This window comes from Terrabacter sp. Root85, from assembly GCF_001429185.1.
GTDB lineage: Bacteria > Actinomycetota > Actinomycetes > Actinomycetales > Dermatophilaceae > Terrabacter.
Genome location: NZ_LMIW01000001.1, coordinates 358,471 through 377,701, shown reverse-complemented (window position 1 = coordinate 377,701; position 19,231 = coordinate 358,471). Strand labels below are relative to the sequence as shown.

Annotated in this window: 18 protein-coding genes; 9 read left to right on the top strand and 9 right to left on the bottom strand. The window is 71.6% G+C overall.

Annotated features, from left to right (window positions below; genetic code table 11):
• Positions 1-45 precede the first annotated feature (45 nt).
• Positions 46-606, top strand: a complete 561-nt coding sequence (locus ASE25_RS01810) for a hypothetical protein (protein ID WP_235508498.1) — start codon at positions 46-48, stop codon at positions 604-606.
• On the opposite strand, the gene ASE25_RS01805 is transcribed toward ASE25_RS01810, so the two are convergent.
• Together ASE25_RS01805 and ASE25_RS01800 are read right to left on the bottom strand one after the other, a co-directional pair.
• Entirely contained in the window at positions 572-2,836 is a 2,265-nt protein-coding gene (locus tag ASE25_RS01805) for an MMPL family transporter (RefSeq protein ID WP_056822322.1), read from the bottom strand. The two genes, ASE25_RS01810 and ASE25_RS01805, sit on opposite strands and share 35 nt — an antisense overlap.
• A gap of 55 nt (positions 2,837-2,891) precedes the next feature.
• A complete protein-coding gene (locus ASE25_RS01800; RefSeq protein ID WP_056771536.1) occupies positions 2,892-3,641 on the bottom strand; it encodes an MIP/aquaporin family protein in 750 nt (249 codons plus the stop codon).
• A 220-nt stretch (positions 3,642-3,861) separates the two neighbouring features.
• Between ASE25_RS01800 and ASE25_RS01795 the strand changes: the two genes are divergently transcribed.
• The 4 genes from ASE25_RS01795 to ASE25_RS01780 are packed head-to-tail and all read left to right on the top strand — an operon-like array spanning position 3,862 to position 9,738.
• A complete protein-coding gene (locus ASE25_RS01795) occupies positions 3,862-6,531 on the top strand; it encodes a response regulator (RefSeq protein ID WP_056822318.1) in 2,670 nt (889 codons plus the stop codon).
• Positions 6,528-6,920 (top strand): response regulator, encoded by a 393-nt coding sequence (locus ASE25_RS01790; RefSeq protein ID WP_056771530.1) that lies wholly within the window; start codon positions 6,528-6,530, stop codon positions 6,918-6,920. Before ASE25_RS01795 ends, ASE25_RS01790 begins: the two co-directional genes overlap by 4 nt.
• A complete protein-coding gene (locus ASE25_RS01785) occupies positions 6,917-8,077 on the top strand; it encodes an adenylate/guanylate cyclase domain-containing response regulator (RefSeq protein WP_056771528.1) in 1,161 nt (386 codons plus the stop codon). The genes ASE25_RS01790 and ASE25_RS01785 overlap by 4 nt, the downstream gene beginning before the upstream one ends.
• On the top strand, positions 8,074-9,738 hold the full coding sequence (locus tag ASE25_RS01780; protein WP_056822315.1) for a peptide ligase PGM1-related protein: 1,665 nt from the start codon (positions 8,074-8,076) through the stop codon (positions 9,736-9,738). Before ASE25_RS01785 ends, ASE25_RS01780 begins: the two co-directional genes overlap by 4 nt.
• Before the next feature lie 4 nt (positions 9,739-9,742).
• On the opposite strand, the gene ASE25_RS01775 is transcribed toward ASE25_RS01780, so the two are convergent.
• Positions 9,743-9,940, bottom strand: coding sequence for a hypothetical protein (locus tag ASE25_RS01775; RefSeq protein WP_020143422.1), 198 nt, complete (start codon positions 9,938-9,940; stop codon positions 9,743-9,745).
• A 174-nt stretch (positions 9,941-10,114) separates the two neighbouring features.
• Here ASE25_RS01775 and ASE25_RS01770 point away from each other — a divergent pair, with 174 nt between their 5' ends.
• On the top strand, positions 10,115-10,807 hold the full coding sequence (locus ASE25_RS01770; protein WP_056771520.1) for a Crp/Fnr family transcriptional regulator: 693 nt from the start codon (positions 10,115-10,117) through the stop codon (positions 10,805-10,807).
• A 47-nt stretch (positions 10,808-10,854) separates the two neighbouring features.
• Here the strand turns inward: ASE25_RS01770 and ASE25_RS01765 are convergent, their stop codons facing one another.
• The gene (locus tag ASE25_RS01765; protein ID WP_056771517.1) at positions 10,855-11,730 is read right to left on the bottom strand and encodes an alpha/beta fold hydrolase; all 876 of its coding nucleotides are present in this window, start codon (positions 11,728-11,730) and stop codon (positions 10,855-10,857) included.
• A 147-nt stretch (positions 11,731-11,877) separates the two neighbouring features.
• Here ASE25_RS01765 and ASE25_RS01760 point away from each other — a divergent pair, with 147 nt between their 5' ends.
• Complete coding sequence (locus tag ASE25_RS01760) at positions 11,878-12,204, top strand: DUF952 domain-containing protein (protein ID WP_056771514.1); 327 nt, start codon at positions 11,878-11,880, stop codon at positions 12,202-12,204.
• Positions 12,205-12,265: 61 nt separating this feature from the next.
• Here the strand turns inward: ASE25_RS01760 and arfB are convergent, their stop codons facing one another.
• The 3 genes from arfB to ASE25_RS01745 all read right to left on the bottom strand — a co-directional run bounded on the left by arfB (position 12,266) and on the right by ASE25_RS01745 (position 14,796).
• Complete coding sequence (gene arfB / locus ASE25_RS01755) at positions 12,266-12,721, bottom strand: alternative ribosome rescue aminoacyl-tRNA hydrolase ArfB (RefSeq protein WP_200958944.1); 456 nt, start codon at positions 12,719-12,721, stop codon at positions 12,266-12,268.
• A gap of 101 nt (positions 12,722-12,822) precedes the next feature.
• Entirely contained in the window at positions 12,823-13,599 is a 777-nt protein-coding gene (locus tag ASE25_RS01750) for an SDR family NAD(P)-dependent oxidoreductase (protein WP_056822312.1), read from the bottom strand.
• 51 nt (positions 13,600-13,650) lie between these two features.
• Positions 13,651-14,796, bottom strand: a complete 1,146-nt coding sequence (locus ASE25_RS01745) for an acyl-CoA dehydrogenase family protein (RefSeq protein ID WP_056771507.1) — start codon at positions 14,794-14,796, stop codon at positions 13,651-13,653.
• A 137-nt stretch (positions 14,797-14,933) separates the two neighbouring features.
• Here ASE25_RS01745 and ASE25_RS01740 point away from each other — a divergent pair, with 137 nt between their 5' ends.
• Positions 14,934-15,830 carry a peptidoglycan DD-metalloendopeptidase family protein gene (locus ASE25_RS01740; RefSeq protein ID WP_056822310.1) on the top strand — a complete coding sequence of 299 codons (897 nt, stop codon included), beginning with the start codon at positions 14,934-14,936 and terminating at the stop codon, positions 15,828-15,830.
• A gap of 175 nt (positions 15,831-16,005) precedes the next feature.
• Entirely contained in the window at positions 16,006-17,322 is a 1,317-nt protein-coding gene (locus tag ASE25_RS01735) for an MFS transporter (RefSeq protein WP_056822308.1), read from the top strand.
• A 40-nt stretch (positions 17,323-17,362) separates the two neighbouring features.
• Here ASE25_RS01735 and ASE25_RS01730 read toward each other — a convergent pair whose 3' ends face one another.
• Positions 17,363-18,436: an ABC transporter ATP-binding protein gene (locus ASE25_RS01730; RefSeq protein WP_056822304.1), complete on the bottom strand. Its 1,074-nt coding sequence runs from the start codon at positions 18,434-18,436 to the stop codon at positions 17,363-17,365.
• The gene (locus tag ASE25_RS01725) at positions 18,433-19,218 is read right to left on the bottom strand and encodes an ABC transporter permease (RefSeq protein WP_056771491.1); all 786 of its coding nucleotides are present in this window, start codon (positions 19,216-19,218) and stop codon (positions 18,433-18,435) included. The genes ASE25_RS01730 and ASE25_RS01725 overlap by 4 nt, the downstream gene beginning before the upstream one ends.
• Positions 19,219-19,231: the final 13 nt, after the last annotated feature.

Here is a 19,231-nt window from a genome sequence, read left to right as displayed (position 1 = left end):
TAGTACCAACCAGCCGCCTGCGTGGAGGTCTGCGATGCTCCATCCGTGCGACGATCCGCCAGAGGCCATGCCTTCCGTGCGAGCCTTGACCGCGTGACGAGTCAAGATCCGCATTCGGTGCGCGTCGCCGGGGTCGCCCTGGACCTCGAGCGCCTGACGTACGCAACCATCGTCGTGATGGCCGTTCTCTCCGCCTACTCCGGCTGGTCCGACCTGTCGTTCCCGGCCGCTGCCGTCGTCGTCGTCTCTCCCGTGGTGGCCGTGTGCCTGGCGCACGCGTTCTCGGAGCTGCTCCAGGAGCACGCTGCGGTGCAGCGGGGACTGGCGACCTCGGAATGGCTCGGCGTGGCGCGCCGGCAGGTGCATCTGCTGCTGGCAGCCATCCCCCCGCTCGCCGTCCTGGCCATCGGTCGGGCGACATCTCTCAGGACCGCCGACACCCTTCCCGTCGTGGAGATCACCGGGATGCTGACCCTGGCCTTCCTGTCGGCGATCGCGAGCAGGCGGGCCGGCCTCCGGGGACCGTGGCTGGTCGTCGGATCGCTCGCCGGGGGCTTGGTCGGGCTCACGGTCATCGCTCTGCAGATCGTCCTGAAGCCGCACTAGTCCGCGGCGCACGAGATCCCTCGCCGTCCACGTCGTCGTCGCCCCCTTCCGGACCGGACGCCCCGCTCGACGCCCGCCGGAGGCCGATGGGCCACCAGATGCGGTCGCCGAGGTCGTAGGACACCGCCGGGACGAGCAGGCTGCGCACGATGAGCGTGTCGAGCAGGACGCCGAAGGCGACGATGAAGGCGATCTGGACGAGGAAGAGTATCGGCAGCACCGCGAGGGCCGAGAAGGTCGCCGCGAGCACGATGCCCGCACTCGTGATGACACCGCCCGTCACCGCGAGGCCCACGAGGATGCCGGGCCGCGTGCCACGGGTGCGCGACTCCTCACGGACGCGCGTCATGAGGAAGATCGAGTAGTCGATGCCGAGTGCGACGAGGAAGACGAAGCCGTAGAGCGGCGTCGACGGGTCGGAGCCCGGGAACCCGAAGACGTGGTTGAAGGCGATCGCGGAGACGCCCATCGTCGCGGCGAACGACAGGACGTTCGCGGCGACGAGGACGAGCGGCGCCACGATCGAGCGCAGCAGCAGCATGAGCACGACGAAGATGACGGCGAGGATCGTCGGGATGATGACCTTGAGGTCGCGCTCGCTGGCGAGGCGCACGTCGAGGTTCGTCGCGGTGGTCCCTCCCACGAGCACGTCGGAGCCGACCCGGTCGAGGGAGGCGCGCAGCGTCTCGATGGTGTCCTCGGCCGCGACGCTGTCGGCGGCGGCGTCGAGCGTGGCCTGCACGATGACCTGGCCGTCGACGACCTTCGGCGGCTGGCCGGGGACGAGCCCCACCTGTGGGCTGCTGACCCCGTCGGTCGACTCGAGCACCGCGACCACGGCATCGGCCTGGGCCTCGGGGGCGGCGATCTGGACGGGGGAGCCGGACCCGGCGGGGAAGTGGCGCGCGAGCACCTCCTGCCCGGTGACGGAGTCCACCTGGGTGAGGAAGAGGTCGGACTGGGCGATGCCCCGCGCGTTGAGCGTCGGCAGGAACGCCGCGCAGGTCGCGAGGGCGAGGAGGGTGACCACCCAGGTGCGCCGGGGGTGGCGCCCGACCATGCCGGCGACCCGGCCCCAGATGCCGCGGGTGCCCACCGCGTCCGCGCTGTGCACGTGGTCGACGTGGGGCACCTGCGGCCAGAAGACGCGTCGGCCGATGAGGAGCAGGAGCGCGGGCAGGAAGGTCAGGGACGCGACGAAGGCGCCGACGATGCCCAGCGCGCCGACGGGGCCGAGACCCTTGGTGCTGCCGAGATCCGACAGGCGCAGGCAGAGCAGGCCGAGGACGACGGTGGCAGCGCTCGCGGCGATCGGCTCGAGCGAGGCCCGCCACGCGATCTTCATCGCCGCCCACGTCGACTCCTCGTCGTGCAGCTCCTCCTTGAAGCGCGCGACGAGGAGCAGGGCGTAGTCGGTCGCGGCGCCGACGACGAGGATCGACAGGATGCCCTGGCTCTGGCCGCTCAGGCTGATCGTGCCGTTCTTGGCGAGGGGGAAGACGACGAGCGCCGCGAGGGACAGGCCGAACACGGCCGAGATGAGCACGGCGAAGGGCAGGATCGGGCTGCGGTAGACGATGAGCAGGATGAGGAAGACGACGCCGAGGGCGACGAGCAGAAGGATGCCGTCGATGCCGCCGAAGGCGATGATGAAGTCGGCGAAGAAGCCGCCGGCACCCGTGACGTGGACGGTCAGGCCGGACGCACCCAACGTCGACGCAGCGGACTCGCGCAGGGCCTGCGCGACGGCATACAACGCGGTGTTCCCGGCGATGGTGTCCTCGGCCTTGTCGGCGAGGAAGGCGACGGGGACGAGCGCAGCCTGCTTGTCCTGGCTGGGGATCGCGAGGGTCGGGGGCGACTGCAGGAACTCGCCGACCGTGCGTCCGGGGTCGGCGAGCTTCAGGCCGGGGATGCCGTCGACGTATCGCTGGACGGCCGCGAGGTCCGCCGGGGTCAGCCCGCTCTGCCGCTCGACCACGACGAGGTAGGGGAGTGTCTGGGTGTCGGTCGTGCGGCCCACGAGCTTGCTCACCGACGTCGACTCCGCCGACGGGGGAAGGAAGTTCGCGTTGTCGTTGGTGGCGACCTCGGACAGCCGCCCCACGAGGGGACCACCGACGCCCCCGATGGCGAGCCAGGCCAGCACCGCCAGGGCGGCCACCCACCGGACCGCGGCACGGCCCTTCGGCCTGCTCGACCCGTGCCTGCCCCCGGATGCGTCGCTCATGGACTCATCATGGGGCAGGCGCGCGCCACAAGGTTGGACAGTCGGCGAAGCACGGTCAGGCGGGCACGTCGGCGCCCGTCGGGTCGGTGTCGGTCTTCGAGACTGCCGTCTCGAAGTACGGGGAGGCGAGGGCCGCGATGGCACCGCCGATGAGCGGCGCGACGATGAACATCCACACGTGAGCCAGCGGCTCGCCGCCGTTGAGCAGGGCAGGCCCGATGGACCGGGCCGGGTTGACGGAGGTGCCGTCGAGCGGGATGCCGACGATGTGGATCACGGTGAGCACGAGTCCGATCGCGAGTCCGGCGAAGCCCGGTGCCGCGGCCCGGCTCGTCACGAGCAGGACGACGAGGACGAGGAGGAAGGTGAGGACGACCTCGAGCACGAAGGTGCCACCCGCGGTGATCGTCGCGCCCCAGTTGTTGGTCCCGAGGGCGCCGGTCTCGTCCTTGACGCCACCGAAGCTCGAGACCATGAGCTTGAGCAGGGCCGCGCCGAGGATCGCACCGACGAGCTGGGCGATCCAGTAGTAGATCGCCTCGGTCGTCGTGATGCCCTTGCGCATGAGCACGCCGAGGGTGACGGCGGGGTTGACGTGGCAGCCCGAGACGGGGCCGATGGCGTACGCCAGTGCGAGCAGCACGAAGCCGAAGGCCACGGCGACGGCGAGCCTGCTCATCGTCTCGAGGCCGACGACGGCGGCGCCCACGGCGAAGAAGACGAGGATGAACGTTCCGACGGCTTCGGCCACGGCCTTGCGCGTGAGGTCAGGAGTCGGGCCGGCAACGGTGCTGGAGTCAGGCATGAAAGTCCTTCCGTAGCAGGGCGAGCGGGCCCGTTCCCCCGGGGCGCTCGTCTTCAGAGTAGGGGTGAGGCGGTGCCGGGTGCAGTCATCTGCGCGCCGCCTCGCGGGGCGCCGGCTGGACCCCGGCGTCGAGCTCTTCGGATTCCCATGGTGCGCCGACCGTTCGGGGAGGACACTCGGTGGGGGACCACAGGGACTCACAGGTCGATGGGGGACTCGCATGAGCGGGTTCGAAGAGACGGGCGACGAGGCGGTCGGGGGTGCCCACCAGCTCGCCGACCGGCTGGCGACGACGCAGGAGCAGCTGCGGGCCACGAGCGACATCCTCAAGGTCCTCACGGCCTCGACGACGGGCGGCGCCGCCAGCCGTGACGAGGTCTTCGACGCGGTCGTCGACAGCGCCCGGCGGCTCCTCGGCGCGCAGGTCGCGCAGATCTACCTCGTGCAGGATGACTCGTTCGTGCTCGCGCGGTCGAGCGGACTGACGCCGGAGTTCGTCGCCTTCGTCTCGCAGCACCCGATCGTCCGCGACCGCGCGACGTTGGTCGGACGGGTCACCATCGACCGGAGGGTGCACCAGATCGAGGACGTCCTCGCCGATCCGGACTACCGTCGCACCGACTTCCAGCGGGTCGGTGGCTACCGGACGATGATGGGCGCACCGATGGTGGTCGGCGACCAGGTCGTCGGCGCCCTCAACGTGTGGCGCACGCAGGTTGCGCCCTTCGACGAGGCCGCCGAGGAGCTCCTGTCGACGTTCGCCGAGCAGGCGGCGCTCGCCCTTCGGCACGTCGAGCTCTTCTCGGCGCTCGAGAGCAGGTCGGCCGAGCTCGCCCGCAAGGTCGACCAGCTCGAGGCGCTCGCCGAGGTGGGGGAGGCGATCAGCTCGACGCTCGTCGCGGACGAGGTGCTGACGACGATCGTCAGCCACGCGGTCGAGCTGTCGGACACCGACGGCGGCTCGCTCATGGAGTTCGACGAGGCGACGGGACTCTTCCGGGTGCGCACGGCCTACGGCACGAGCGAGTACGTCATCGATGCGCTGCGGGCCGCGGAGATCCACATCGACCGCACCTGGGTGGGCCGGGCCGCGCGCGGTCGGCGGGTGCTCCAGATCCCCGACCTCGACGCCGCGCCCGGGCCGCTCGACCCGCACCTCGCCGTGCTCCACGGGTCGGGCTGGCGCTCGCTCGTTGCCATCCCGCTCGTGCGTCCCGACCGGGTCGTGGGGGCGCTCGTCGTGCGGCGCAAGTCGACGGGCTCGTTCAGCGACGAGACGTGCGAGCTGCTCGCGGCTTTCGCGAGCCAGTCGGCCGTCGCGCTGACCAACGCCCGCCTCTACCAGCAGCTCGAGCAGCAGAGCGTCGCGCTCGCTGAGGCCAGCCAGCACAAGTCGGAGTTCCTCGCGAGCATGTCGCACGAGCTGCGGACACCGCTCAACGCCGTCATCGGCTTCTCCGAGGTGCTCCTCGAGCGGATGTTCGGCGACCTCAACGAGCGGCAGGAGGACTACCTCCAGGACATCCACTCGGCCGGGCGCCACCTGCTCGCCCTCCTCGGCGACATCCTCGACCTGTCCAAGATCGAAGCCGGACGCATGGAGCTCGACCTCACGACCTTCCCCATCGACGACATCCTCGTCCAGGCGCTCTCGCTCGTGCGCGAGCGTGCGGCGCTGCACGGCATACGCCTGACGCTGGAGGCATCGGACGGGCTCGGCCTCGTCACGGCGGACGAGCTGCGTCTCAAGCAGGTCCTGCTCAACCTGCTGAGCAACGCCGTGAAGTTCACGCCGGACGGCGGCAGCATCGTCGTCCGGGCCTGGCGCGACGGTGAGGAGGTCGGCGTCACGGTCACCGACACGGGCATCGGCATCGCGCCGGCGGACCAGGAGCGCATCTTCGACTCGTTCCAGCAGGGCGAGCGGACGGCGTCGTCGAGCGAGGGCACCGGCCTCGGTCTCACCCTGAGCCGCCGCATCGTCGAGCTGCACGGCGGGCGACTCTGGCTCACGAGCACACCGGGCGAGGGGAGCACCTTCGGGATCTCGGTCCCGCAGCCCGACGCCGACCGGGAGGCCGGCGGTGACGTGTGGACGATCGACGTCGAGGACGTCGACGGTCCGACCGTGGTCGTCATCGAGGACGACCCGCGCTCGGCCGAGCTCGTCGAGCTGCACCTGCGTGCAGCCGGTCTCCGCCCCGTCGCCGCGTCGACGGGCGAGCAGGGACTCGACCTCGTCCGGGCCCAGGACCCGGTGGCGGTCGTCCTCGACATCCACCTGCCCGGGATGGACGGGTGGGAGGTCCTCACCGAGCTCAAGAACGACCCGGCCACGGCCGACGTGCCCGTGGTCGTGGTCAGCGTCGAGCCCGAGCGCGGCCGTGGCTTCGCCTTGGGGGCCACGGAGTACCTCGTGAAGCCCGTGAGCGGTGAGCACCTCCTCGCCGCCGTGACGCGGCTGCTGCCACCGCCGCGCGCGGACGAGCAGAGTCCTCGGCTGCGCGTCGTCGTCGTCGACGACGACCCCCTCGCCCTCAAGCTCGTGCGCAGCACGCTCGAGCCGCTGGGTTGGGAGGTGCACACGTGCGCGGGCGGCCAGCAGGCGGCGGACCTCGTGCGTGCGGTCGCCCCGTCCGTCGTCGTCATCGACCTGCTCATGCCCCACGTCGACGGCTTCGCCGTCATCGACGAGCTGCGGCCGCACCGCGACTCCGATGGGCCGCCGATCGTCGTGCTCACCGCGAAGTCCCTGACACCACAAGACCGCTCGCGTCTCGAGGGGCGCATCGCGTTCGTCGCCGAGAAGGCCGGCATCGACCTGCCGGGGCTCGCGCGCCGGCTCGCGACGGTCGCCGCCGAGCACGTGCGGGAGGGGGAGGGGCCGTGAGCGAGCTGCCTGTCGTGCTCATCGTCGAGGACAACCCGCGCAACCTCAAGCTCGCGCGGGACGTGCTGGAGTATGCCGGCTTCTGCGTCCTCGTGGCCACCACCGGTGAGGAGGCGGTCGAGCAGGCGAGGACCAGCCTGCCGGACGTCATCCTCATGGATCTCCAGCTGCCCGGCATCGACGGTTTCGCCGCCCTCGAGCTGATCCGGGACCACGAGCCGACCGCGCACATCCCGATCGTCGCGCTCACGGCGTTCGCGATGCACCGCGACCGCGAGCGGGCCCTCGTCTCGGGCTTCGCGGGCTACCTCGAGAAGCCGATCAGCGTCCGTGAGTTCCCGGCGCAGGTGCGCCGTCACCTGCCCCGACGGGAGGCCCCGGAGCCGTGACGCCCCTCGACGGCGATGCGAGGGTCCGGCCGCTCACGGGCGTGCGGGTCCTCGTCGTCGACGACCTCGAGCAGAACCGCAAGCTCATGCACGCCGTCCTCGAGCCGCGGGGCTTCGTCGTGCGCTCGGAGGCGTCGGGGCAGGCTGCCCTCGAGGCGCTCGCCGAGTGCGAGGTCGACGTCGTCCTGCTCGACGTGCTCATGCCGGTCATGGACGGCTACGAGACGTGCGAGCGCATCAAGGCCGACCCCCGCACGGCGATGCTGCCGGTCGTCATGGTGACGGCGAGCGGGACCCAGCAGCGACTGCGCGCCCTCGAGGTGGGCGCCGACGACTTCGTCACCAAGCCGTTCGACCAGGCCGAGCTCGTGGCGCGGGTCCGGTCGCTGGCGCGCGTCAAACGACTGCACGACACGGTGCTCGAGCAGACCGTCGCGCTCGAGCGCTGGAACGCCGAGCTCGAGACCCGGGTGGCCGAGCAGGTGGACGACCTCGACCGGCTGGGCCGCCTGCGCCGGTTCCTGTCTCCGCAGATCGCGGGCCTCATCGTCGAGTCCGGCGACGAGTCGTTCCTCGAGAGCCACCGACGCGACATCACCACCGTCTTCACCGACCTCCGGGGTTTCACCGCGTTCGCGGAGACCGCCGAGCCGGAGGAGACGATGTCAGTGCTGCGCGAGTACCACGGCGCCCTCGGGGAGCTCGTCTTCGCCTACGAGGGCACGTTGGAGCACTTCGCCGGCGACGGGCTCATGGTGTTCTTCAACGACCCCCCACCGTGTCCGGACGCACCCGAGCGGGCCGTGCGGATGGCGCTCGACATGCGCGACCGCGTCGACGACCTCGCGTCCGGGTGGTCCCGGCAGGGGCACCAGCTCGGCTTCGGGGTCGGCATCGCGCAGGGCTACGCGACGCTCGGTCGGGTCGGCTTCGAAGGACGCTGGGACTACGCGGCGATCGGGACCGTCACCAACGTCGCGGCCCGCCTCTGCGCGGCCGCCGCCGCCCGTCAGATCCTCATCAGCCCCCGCGTGCGTGCCGGGATCGACGAGCGCTTCGAGACGCGCTCGCTCGGGCCGGTGGAGCTGCGCGGCATCTCGCGGCCCCTCGAGGTCCACGAGGTCATCGGCACCACCGACCGGGAGGACGACCCATGAATGCGACGACCCAGGCCCCGATCGTCCCGACGGTGGACGGCGGTGGCCTCGACGCGCTCGACGAGGCGGCGCGCGGCCGACTGTTCGACGATCTGCAGCAGGCCCTGCCCGAGGTCTGGCGCCGCTTCGGTCAAGCCGACCCACGGGAGTCGGTGGTCGTCGTGCCGTCGATGAGCGTCGACAACCTCACGCAGTCGGCGGGCGCCATGAACCAGGCCATGGAGGAGCGTTTCCTCTTCATGCTGCTGCTGCTGCGTCAGCCGCGCCTCCGGATGGTCTACGTGACGTCGATGCCGATCAACGAGCACATCATCGAGTACTACCTGTCGCTGCTCCCCGGGGTCATCCCGAGCCATGCCCGGGCCCGACTCGACCTGGTTTCGGTGGGTGACTCCTCCCCTCGACCTCTGACCGACAAGCTGCTGGCCCGCCCCCGGGTCCTGTCCCGCATCGCCTCCCTCGTGACGGACCCGGCAAGGTCGCACATCGTCCCGTACACGAGCACGACGCGCGAGCGTGACCTGGCGCTGATGCTCGGCATTCCCATGTATGCCGCGGACCCGCGCCTCTATCCGCTGGGCACCAAGACCGGCTGCCGACGGATCTTCGCCGAGGCCGGCGTCGACCATCCCTTCGGCGCCGAGGACGTCCACTCCGTCGACGACGTCGTCGACGCCGTGCTCGAGCTGCACGCGTCGCGGCCCGGCGCGCAGTGGGCGATGGTCAAGCTCGACGAGGGTGTCTCGGGCTCCGGCAACGCCCTCGTCGACCTGACCGCCGTGGACGCGGCGGCCGAGGCGGCCGAGGCGGCCGCGGCGGCCGCGGATCCGGGCGGCGAGACAGACGCGCTGCGTGCGGTCGTCACCGAACGGGTGCTGGGCATGCAGCTCGAGGACGCACGCATCGAGACCGGTGCCTACCTCGGGCGGCTGGACGAGCGCGGTGGCATCGTCGAGGAGCGCATCGTCGGTGACGAGGTGCGCAGTCCGAGCGTGCAGCTGCGCGTGACGCCCCTGGGGGAGCTGGAGATCCTCTCGACCCACGACCAGGTCCTCGGTGGCCCGACGGGCCAGATGTACCTCGGTGCGCGGTTCCCGGCTGACCCGGCCTACGCGACGACGATCACGAGGGAGGCGGAGAAGGTGGGTCGCATCCTCGCGGACAAAGGGGTGCTCGGGCGGTTCGCCCTCGACTTCGTCGTCGTCCGCCAGGGCAAGCAATGGCAGACCCACGCCATCGAGATCAACCTGCGCAGGGGCGGTACGACGCACCCGTTCCTCACGCTGCAGTTCCTGACCGACGGCACCTATGTCCACGAGGAGGGGCGCTTCGTCACCCCGTCCGGCGCCGAACGCCACCTCGTGGCGACCGACCACCTCGAGGACGAGACGCTCCGGGGCATGGGTGTCGACGACCTCTTCGACCTCGTGGCGCGCGCCGGCCTCCACTTCGACCAGTCGCGCCAGACGGGCGTCGTCTTCCACATGATCAGCTCGATCACCGAGTGCGGCCGCGTCGGCATGACCGCCATCGGGGACACGCCAGACTCCGCCCAGGATGTGTTCGACCGGGCGGAGTCGGCGTTGCTCGCCGAGGCGCGTGCGTCGCTGGCGCCGCTCCCCGTGCCCCTGCGGGGGCGCCTCGGCGAGGGTCTGCGGTGACCGTTCAGGGAGCGATCGAGGCCGAGTGGATGAGGGCACCCACGAACGCCTGGTGCCACGTCAGGCGGGCCACGACGGAGCGGGCCGAGGCGCCGCCGCAGTCGCACTCCCACGTCCACCCGCCTCGGGGCAGGCGCGTCACCCGGGGGTGGTGGTGCGCGAGGTCCGGGTGGACCCGTCGTCGTGCCGTTGTCGTCGTCATGGAAGTGCCTTCCCTCGGTGAGGGGTTCGCTGCCCCTCGTGCTGCAGATGTCCCGGTGCGGTCACGTTCTGGTGTCGTCTCCCACGACGGTCCCGCCGCCGCCGGCCGCTGTCTGTGCGCGCGGCGACACCCCGGCAGTGCTCGCCGGCACCGGGACCGGACGGCAGGGCGGCCGTGACCCTCGACCTCGGGCTGCTGTCCGACCTCGCGCCGGCCGAGCGTCGGGAGGTCGTGGCGTCGATGCACCGCCACACGTACGACGCGGGCGACGTGGTCTTCCACGAGGGGGACGCCGCCGACACCGTGCACTTCGTCGTCGAGGGCCGGGTCGTCGCCCGCCGGTCGTCGGAGCAGGGGGACCGGCTGGCCTACGCCGTCATGGGCCCGGGCCAGGCCTTCGGCGAGCTCGCGATGATCGTGCGCGCCGGCCGGCGGACGGCGACGATCGAGGCGGTCGAGCGGACCGTGACCCTGTCGCTGTCCTTCGCGGACTTCGAGCGGCTGTGCGACCGCCACCCTGAGGTCAACCGTCTCCTCGTGCGCCTCCTCGCAGCCCGGGTCAGCCGACTGACCGACGCGCTCATGGAGGCCTTGCACACGCCCGCCGAGCTCCGTGTGGTGCGCAGCCTCGTGTCCTTGTGTGGGGTGTATGCCGTTGCCGCACCGTCACGCTCCCCGGTGACGGTGCACCTCAACCAGTCCGAGCTGGCCGAGCTGGCGGGGGTCACCCGGCCGACGGCCAACCGCGTCCTGCGTCGCCTCGAGTCGGCCGGGGCCGTGGTCCTCGACCGTGGCCGCGTCACCGTCGTCGACCCGCAGGCCCTGCGCCGGTCGGGGACCCACGCCCTCGGGCCCGGGCCGGCCTGACCTCCGCACGAGACACGATGGTGTCTCGGGTCGCGGCCAAACCGACGTCAGCCGTGGATGAACCGCTCGAGGACGCTCGCGAAGCGGTCCGGCTGCTCGAGGTGCGGGAAGTGGCCGGCGCCCTCGAACAGCACGACCTCGGCGCCGGGGAACACCTCGTGGGCGCGCTCCGCGTGGCCGACGGGGATCATCCGGTCCCGGGTGCCCCAGATGACGAGGGTGCGGATGTGGTCTGCGGTCGTCAGCTGCCCGTGCGCGTTGACCGTCTGGCCGCCGGGGTCGATGACGCCGCGGGTCGTGGCCAGGAAGGCCCGACGGCTCTCGGCGTCCGAGAGGGACGTGAAGCCCTTCCACGCGGCCGAGACGTCGGCGCTCGGTCGCCAGCCGAGGCCGCGAACGGCGCGCCCGACGGTCTCGACGCGGCCGCGCACCCAGGCCGAGGCGATGACCGGCAGCACGAGCTCGGCACCGGGGAGGGTCGCCGAGCGCAGCAGTGGGCTGACAGATCTCCCGAGGCCTCCGCTGGAGACGAGGACGAGGGCTTCGACGCGCTCGGGGAAGAGGTAGCAGAACTGCATGGCGATGCCCCCACCGAGGGAGTGGCCCACGAGCGTGACCTTCGCGATGCCGAGCCGGTCGATGAGGTCGCGCAGGATCGCGGCGTGCGACCCGAGCGAGTAGTCGCCGACGGGCTTGGCCGAGGCGCCGTGCCCGAAGAGGTCGGGGATGACGACCCGGTGCTCGGTGTCGAGGCGGTCGACGAGGTGGGTCCAGTTCTCGTGCGAGCCGAGCAGGCCGTGGATGAAGAGGATCGCGGAGCCGTGGCCGGTGTCGACGTAGGAGAGGTCGTGGCCGCCGAGGTTCGCCACGCTCGGCGGGTATCTCAGCTCGGCCTCGTCCCGAGGGTCCTGCGTCCTGGTCATGGTGCGCCGTCCTCCCAGCAGGTGCGTGCGGCCGGGGACTGCGGTCGACCGCGATCCACACCCCCAGCCTCTCTCTCCTCAGGGGGCGTGGGCGCTGCCTGAGATACACGTCACCGCTCGCGGGCCTGCTTGGTAGCGTCGCGGCGCATGATCTACCACCTGGCCGAGCAGGCCCACTGGCAGCAGGCTCTCCGGGACGGCACCTATGCGCGTTCGACGCGCGGCCGCTCGCTCGCCGAGGAAGGCTTCGTCCATGCCTCGTCGGCGGAGCAGTGGCCCGTCGTGCGGTCGCGCTTCTACGCCGACGTCACGGAACCCCTCGTGCTGCTGCACATCGACGAGTCGCGGCTGTTGTCGCGCGTGGTCCGCGAGGTCGGGGACCCGGCGACGGGTGAGACGTTCCCGCACGTCTACGGCCCCGTCGACGTCGACGCGGTCGTCGACACGACGCTGCTCGAGCCTCCGCACGCCTGACGTGTCGAGAAGGCCACGCCCGGTCGGTTCCGTACGTCGAGTGCTCCCGTCATGCGCTCCGTCAGTCGGGTCGGATGCGGCCACGACCCGACTTGACCTCGGAGCGGCGCTTCTTGCCCTCGATCCGCCGCCGCTGCGAGCCGCGCGTCGGTTTCGTGGCCCGTCGGGCCGGCGGCGGGGGAGCCAGGCCGTCGCGCAGCAGGTCGACGAGACGCTCGCGGGCCGCGGCCCGGTTGCGCAGCTGTGAGCGCTGCTCGGAGGCCACGATCGTGAGCCGTCCGGCGACGAGCCGACCGTCGAGGGCGGTGACGAGGCGCTCGCGCTGGGCCGGCGTCAGGGCGGTCGAGGTCTCCGGGTCGAAGACGAGCTCGACCCGGCTGTCCGTCGTGTTGACGCCCTGACCGCCGGGGCCGGAGGACCGGCTGAAGCGCTCGACGAGCTCGCCGGCGGGGATGACGAGACCGCGCCGCAGGCCGGGACCGGCTGCGATCACGAGGTCACCGCCGGGCTCGTTCACACCCCCAGTGTCCCAGCGCTGGCCGGCTCGGCGTCCACACGTGTGAGGTCGTGCCCGTTCGAGCGCTCACTCGACTGGGAGGGTGGAGCGGCGTGGGCGACTCAGCGCGGCGGCATACGCAGGGCGCCGTCGAGGCGGATGACCTCACCGTTGAGCATCGGGTTGTCGACGATGTGGCGCACGAGGTTGGCGTACTCCTCGGGGCGGCCGAGGCGCGACGGGTGCGGCACCTGCTTCTCGAGGACCTCCTTGACCTCGCCCGGCAGGCCGGCGAGCATCGGCGTCTCGAAGGTGCCGGGAGCGACGGTCATGACGCGGATCGCCTTGTCCGCGAGGTCTCGAGCCGCCGACAGGGTGAGGCCGACGATGCCGCCCTTGCTCGCGGCGTACGCAGCCTGGCCGATCTGGCCGTCGAAGGCGGCGATGCTCGCCGTGTTGACGATGACGCCTCGGTCGCCGTCGACGGCCTCGTTGCCGAGCATCGCCGCTGCCGCGAGACGGAGCACGTTGAACGAGCCGACAAGGTTGATGTCGATGACCGTCTTGAACGTGTCGAGCGAGAGCGGCCCACCCCGCCCGACGACGCGGCCCGGTGTCGCCACCCCCGCACAGTTGACGGCGATGCGCAGCTCGCCGAGCGCGGTGGCCCGGTCGATCGCGGCCTGCACCTGGGCCTCGTCGCGCACGTCGGCCGCGACGAAGACGGCGCTGCCTTCGCGCTGCGCGTTGAGCTCGTCGACGAGCGCCGGGGCCGTGGAGCCCTCGAGGTCGATGATGACGACGGTGGCGCCGTCGGCGACGAGGCGGCGAGCGGTGGCACCGCCGAGGCCGGAGCCACCACCGGTGACGACGGCGACGGTGGACGAGTTCAGCTGCATGACAGGCCTTTCGGGCGTCGGGAGGTCAGCGGGAGCAGATGCCGGTCGGCGTCAACGGGCGAGGAGCTGGCGCGAGATGACGAGGCGCTGGATCTGGTTGGTGCCCTCGAAGATCTGGGTCACCTTCGCCTCGCGCATGTAGCGCTCGAGCGGGAAGTCCTCGGTGTAGCCGGCGCCGCCGAGCACCTGGACGGCGTCGGTGGTCACCTTCATGGCCGCGTCGGTGGCGATGAGCTTGGCGACGGCGGCCTCCTTGCCGAAGCCGCGGCCGGCGTCCTTGAGGCGGGCCGCGTGGAGGTAGGTGGCACGGGCCGAGGTGACCGCGGCCTCCATGTCGGCGATGAGGAAGGCGAGTCCCTGGAAGTCGGCGATGCGTCGGCCGAACTGCTGGCGCTCGGTCGCGTAGTCGGCGGCGGCGTCGAGGGCGGCCTGGGCCAGGCCCGTGGCGGCAGCGGCGATGCCGAGGCGTCCCGCGTCGAGGGCCGACAGGGCCATCTTCATGCCGTCGCCCTCGCGGCCGACCAGCCGCGCGCCGTCGACGGGGACGCCGTCGAACATGACCTGGGCGACGGGGTCGCAGTGCAGGCCCATCTTGCGCTCGGGCTCGGCGAAGGTCAGGCCTGCGGCGTCACCGGGGACGATGAAGGTCGACAGGCCCTTGCCGCCGTCGTCGGACGTGCGGGCGAAGGTCGTGTAGTAGTCGGCGTGCCCGGCGTGCGAGATCCACGCCTTGGTGCCCTTGAGCGACCAGCCGTCGTCGGTGCGGGTCGCCCGCGTCGTCATCGAGGCGATGTCGGAGCCGGCCAGGGGCTCGGAGAGGCAGTAGGCACCGAGCTGCTCGCCCGAGAGCATCCCGGGCAGCAGGGCCTCCTGCTGCTCGCGGGTGCCGAAGGTCGCGACGGGGTAGGCCGTGAGGCTGTGCACGCTGACGCCGACGGCCACGCTCATCCAGACGGACGCGATCTCCTCGACGACCTGGAGATAGACCTCGTAGGGCTGGTCGGCCCCACCGAACTCCTCGGGGTAGGGCAGCGACAGCAGGCCCGCCCGGCCCAGGGTGCGGAAGGTCTCCTCGGGAAAGGTGCGGGCGCGTTCGGCGTCGTCGACCTTCGGCGCGAGGTCCTTGCGGCAGATCTCTCGCGTCAGCTCGATCAGGTCGGTGGCTTCGTCGGTCGGCATCAGCCTCGTCGCTGGCATGGATCGATACTAGGACGTCCGAGCATTTCGTCCAAAGTGTGAGACGGACCCGGTGGTCGAGGGGTTAGCCGCTTGTTAGGCCGCGTCGGTTCAGTGGCTCGTACAGGGCACCACCTCACCGCTCGGAAGGACACGAGATGTTCAGGAGATTCGCAGTCGGACTGGTCGCCGTACTCGGCGTCGCAGCCGCCCTCGTCGGCACCGCGCCGAACGCCAACGCCACGGCCCGCAACGGGGTGTGCGAGTCCGGCGAGTTCTGTCTCTACTACAACAGCGGCAACGCCGGGTCGCGCGTCGACCTCGTCAACTCGCAGCGCGACTACGGCACCGGCTCGGGGTGCATCGAGTTCGTCAGCAGCGGCTCGGGCCAGGGCCAGTGCGTCAAGAACAACACGGCGTCGGTCTGGAACCGCACCGGGACGTCGGTCTTCGTCTTCTACAACAGCGACTTCGGCGGCGTCTACGACGAGGTGCCCAACGGCGCCCAGGTCGACCTCAACGCCAACGTCAAGAACAACAACGCCTCGCAGATCATCGGCGACGCGTCGCTGCGCTTCCCGCTCTCGGTCAACCAGGCCGACATCAAGAACCGCACGCCGCACTGGTGCTGGGACAGCAAGGTCAACTGCCACCACGACTACAACGCTGCCGACATCTTCGCCGCGACCGGCACCTCGGTCCTCTCGCCGGTCAACGGGACGGTCATGACGAAGAACATCCGCGCGGGCAGCACCGGCTGCGACAGCGTCGGCAGCACCGTCACGGTCAAGGACGGCTTCGGCCGACTCTGGTACTTCGCCCACATGGACGACAGCCCCGCGCCGGTGGTCTCGGTCGGGCAGTCGGTGACCAAGGGCCAGCGCATCGGCTACGTCGGCACGAAGTACCACGCCCTCTGCACCGACTCCCACCTGCACATCGACATGCGGGTCGGCGTCGACTCGCGCGTCTCGTGCAGCGCGGCCGCGTGCGCGAGCTACGGCTTCGTCAACAACCAGCCCCTGCTGCGCAACGCCTTCCTCGCGCTCCCCTGAGCGCCCGACCGGTGGCCGGGACCGCTGAGGTCCCGGCCATCGCCGTGCCCGGTTGGCCCGGGTCGTCTGCGGAGCCACCACCGACGGAGCCCACGTATGCCGCCCGGCCGGCCCCGCGGCATACGCCGTGGAAACCCCGGCGACGCGGGCACCGCGTGGGCCCTACCGTCGAAGGGTGCTCACGCTCCTGCGGCGTCCGCTGCGCGAGGCGGACGCGACGTCCACCTTCTACGTGCTGACGGCCGTGGCGGCCTTCGCCTTCGCGGCGTGCTTCACCCTCAACCTCGTGTTCCAGTACCGCGTCGTCGACCTCGACCCGTTCCAGATGGTCCTCGTCGGCACGGTCCTCGAGGCGACGTGCTTCGTCTTCGAGGTGCCGACGGGGATCGTCGCCGACCTGCACAGCCGCCGCGTCTCGGTGATCATCGGCTTCTTCCTCGTCGGGGTCGGCTTCGCCGTCGAGGGCGTCCTCGCCACCTTCGCCGCCGCGGTCGTCGGCAACGTCATCTGGGGCATCGGCTACACCTTCACGTCCGGTGCGCTGCAGGCGTGGATCACCGACGAGGTGGGTGAGGAGCACGTCGCTCCTGTCTTCACGCGCGAGACCCAGCTCGACCTCGCCTTCGGCTTCCTCGGCACGCTGGCCGCGGGCGGTCTCGGTCTCATCGCCCTCCGGGTGCCGATCGTCGTGGCCGGCGTGACGCTCGTGCTCCTCGCCGTGGGCCTCGCGGTGGCGATGCCCGAGCGCCACTTCCACCCGACGCCCCGCGGTGACCGTGAGACCTTCGGACACCTCAAGGACCAGTTCGTCGCGGGTCTCGCCGTCGCTCGCGGGCGGCGGGTCGTGCGCGTCTTCCTCCTCGTCAGCGTGCTCGTCGGCCTGTCGAGCGAGGTCTTCGACCGGCTCTGGCAGGTGCGTGTGCTCGACACCTTCGCGATGCCGTCGTTCCTCGGCAGCGATCCCGCCGTGGCGTTCACCGTGTTCGCGCTCATCGGGTCGGTCATCTCGCTGCTCGCGTCCGGTGCGAGCAGCCGCTGGCTCCCCGCCCGGGTGGTCGAGGAGAACCCGGGACTGCCGGTCGCCCTCGCTGCCGCGGCGCAGGTCGTCGCCGTCGTCGGGGTCGCGCTGCTCGGCAACCTGTGGCTCGTCCTCGCGGCGCTGTGGCTGCACAACGCGAGCAGCGCCTTCAGCGCGCCGATCCAGGCGACATGGCTCAACCGCAACCTCGAGTCGTCGTCGCGGGCGACGGTGCTGTCGATGAACAGCCAGGCCAACGCGATCGGCCAGGTCGCGGGCGGGCCGCCGCTCGGGGCGCTCGCGACGCGGACGTCGATCCCCGTCGCGCTCCTCGTGGCGGCGGTCGTGCAGCTGCCGTCCGTGCTGGCCTTCCTCCGCGTCCGCCGCACCACAACACCGTCGAGTGTGCGGTCCGTCACACTCGAGTGGCCTCCCGGCCCCACGCGTACCACCCCCGGCATGGGGCCAGAGTGACGCAGCGGCCACTCGAGTGAAAGAGGGTGGAGGGTCAGGCTCAGCGCGGGTAGGTGCGCACCTCGGTGGCCTTGACGGCCGCCCAGACGTCGTGGCCGACCTGCAGCCCCAGCGCCGTGACCGACTCGAGCGTCACCTCGGCGGTGAGCGGCACCTCGCCCACGAGACCGATGCGGGCCGACTGGCCCTGCATGGTCACGGACGCGATGCGCAGCCGCCAGGCGTTGCGCGGCGACCCTTCCGGGTGGTGACGGTGCAGCGACACGGCGCTCGGTGGGACCGTCGCCCACACGGCCCCTTCGGTCGGGCTCGTGGTGACGATCAGCCCACCGTCCGCGGTGTGCACGTGACCGTGCGAATCGCCCTGTGCGGCATACAGGTTGAGCCCGACGACGGTGCCGACGTAGGCGCTCCGTGGCTCGCTCAGCACCTCGGCGGGCGTGCCGAACTGCGTCACCCGCCCGTCCTCGACGAAGACGAGGTGGTCGGCGAGCGTCAGCGCGTCGAGCGGGTCGTGGGTGACGAGCACCGTGACGCCGTCGTATGCCGTGAGGCGGGCTGCGAGGTCGCTCCGTGTCCGTGCGCGCGTGTCGGGGTCGAGGGCCGCGAGCGGCTCGTCGAGGAGGAGGAGCGCCGGGTCGGTGGCCAGGGCGCGGGCGAGGGCCACGCGCGCCTGCTGTCCCGACGAGAGCTCGCGGGGGCGCGAGGCGGCTCGGTCGGAGAGGCCGACGCGCTCGAGCTCGGTGCGGGCGCGGTCTCGCGCCTCGTGCCGCCCGACGCCACGGCTGCGCGGGCCGTAGGCGACGTTGTCGAGGGCGCGCAGGTGGGGGAAGAGCAGGCTGTCGGCGAGCATGAGCCCGACGGCGCGCTGCTCCGGGGCGAGGCGGTGCCGTCCGTCGTCCCACACCTGGCCGCCGACCCGGACGTGGCCCTCGGCGAGGTGCAGCACGCCGGCGAGTGCGAGGATCGTGGTGGTCTTGCCGCCGCCGTTGGGGCCGAGGACGCCGATGACCTGGCCGGGCTCGGCGGTCAGGGCCACGTCCACCTCGATCTCGCCGCGGGACAGGCGGATCCGCGCATCGAGTCCGGCGCTGACGCGGCTCGCGGCGCTCATCGGAGCCAACGTCCGCGCAGCACGCCGAGCACGAGCACGCTGACCGCGAGCAGCATGATGCTGATCGAGACGGCCACCTGCGGGTCGCGCTCGAGCTCGACGTAGACGAGCAGCGGCAGGGTCTGGGTGCGACCCTGGAAGTTGCCGGCGAAGGTGATCGTGGCGCCGAACTCGCCGAGCGCCCGCGCCCACGCGAGGGCGAGTCCGCTCGCGATGCCGGGCAGCACGAGCGGGATCCCCACGGTGCGCAGGTAGCGCACGTCGCTCGCCCCGAGCGTGCGGGCCACGGACTCGAGCCGGGGGTCGAGTCCGCGCATCGCACCCTCGACGGCAAGGACGTAGTAGGGCATCGCCACGAAGGTCTCGGCGAGCACGACGGCCACCGTCGTGAACGGGATCTGGATGCCGAAGGGCGTCAGGTACTGGCCGATGAGGCCGTTGCGCCCCCACGTCATGAGCAGGGCGACGCCACCGACGACGGGGGGCAGGACCAGGGGCACGGTGAGCAGCGCGCGGACCCAGCTCGTGGCCCGGTGCTCGGAGCGGGCGAGGAACCAGGCCAGGGGAGTGCCGAGCAGCAGGCACAGGACGGCCGTGACCGACGTCGTCGTCAGCGAGAGCCGCAGCGCCGGCAGGACGGTCGGGGTCGCGAGGTCGGACGGGATGCGGGCCCAGTCCGCGCGGAGCAGCAGCGCAACGAGCGGCACGACGAGCAGGAGCAGTGCGAGCGCCGCCGGCACGCCGAGCGCGACGCGCGAACGCCACCGGGCGGCATACCTCATGTCAGGTCATCCT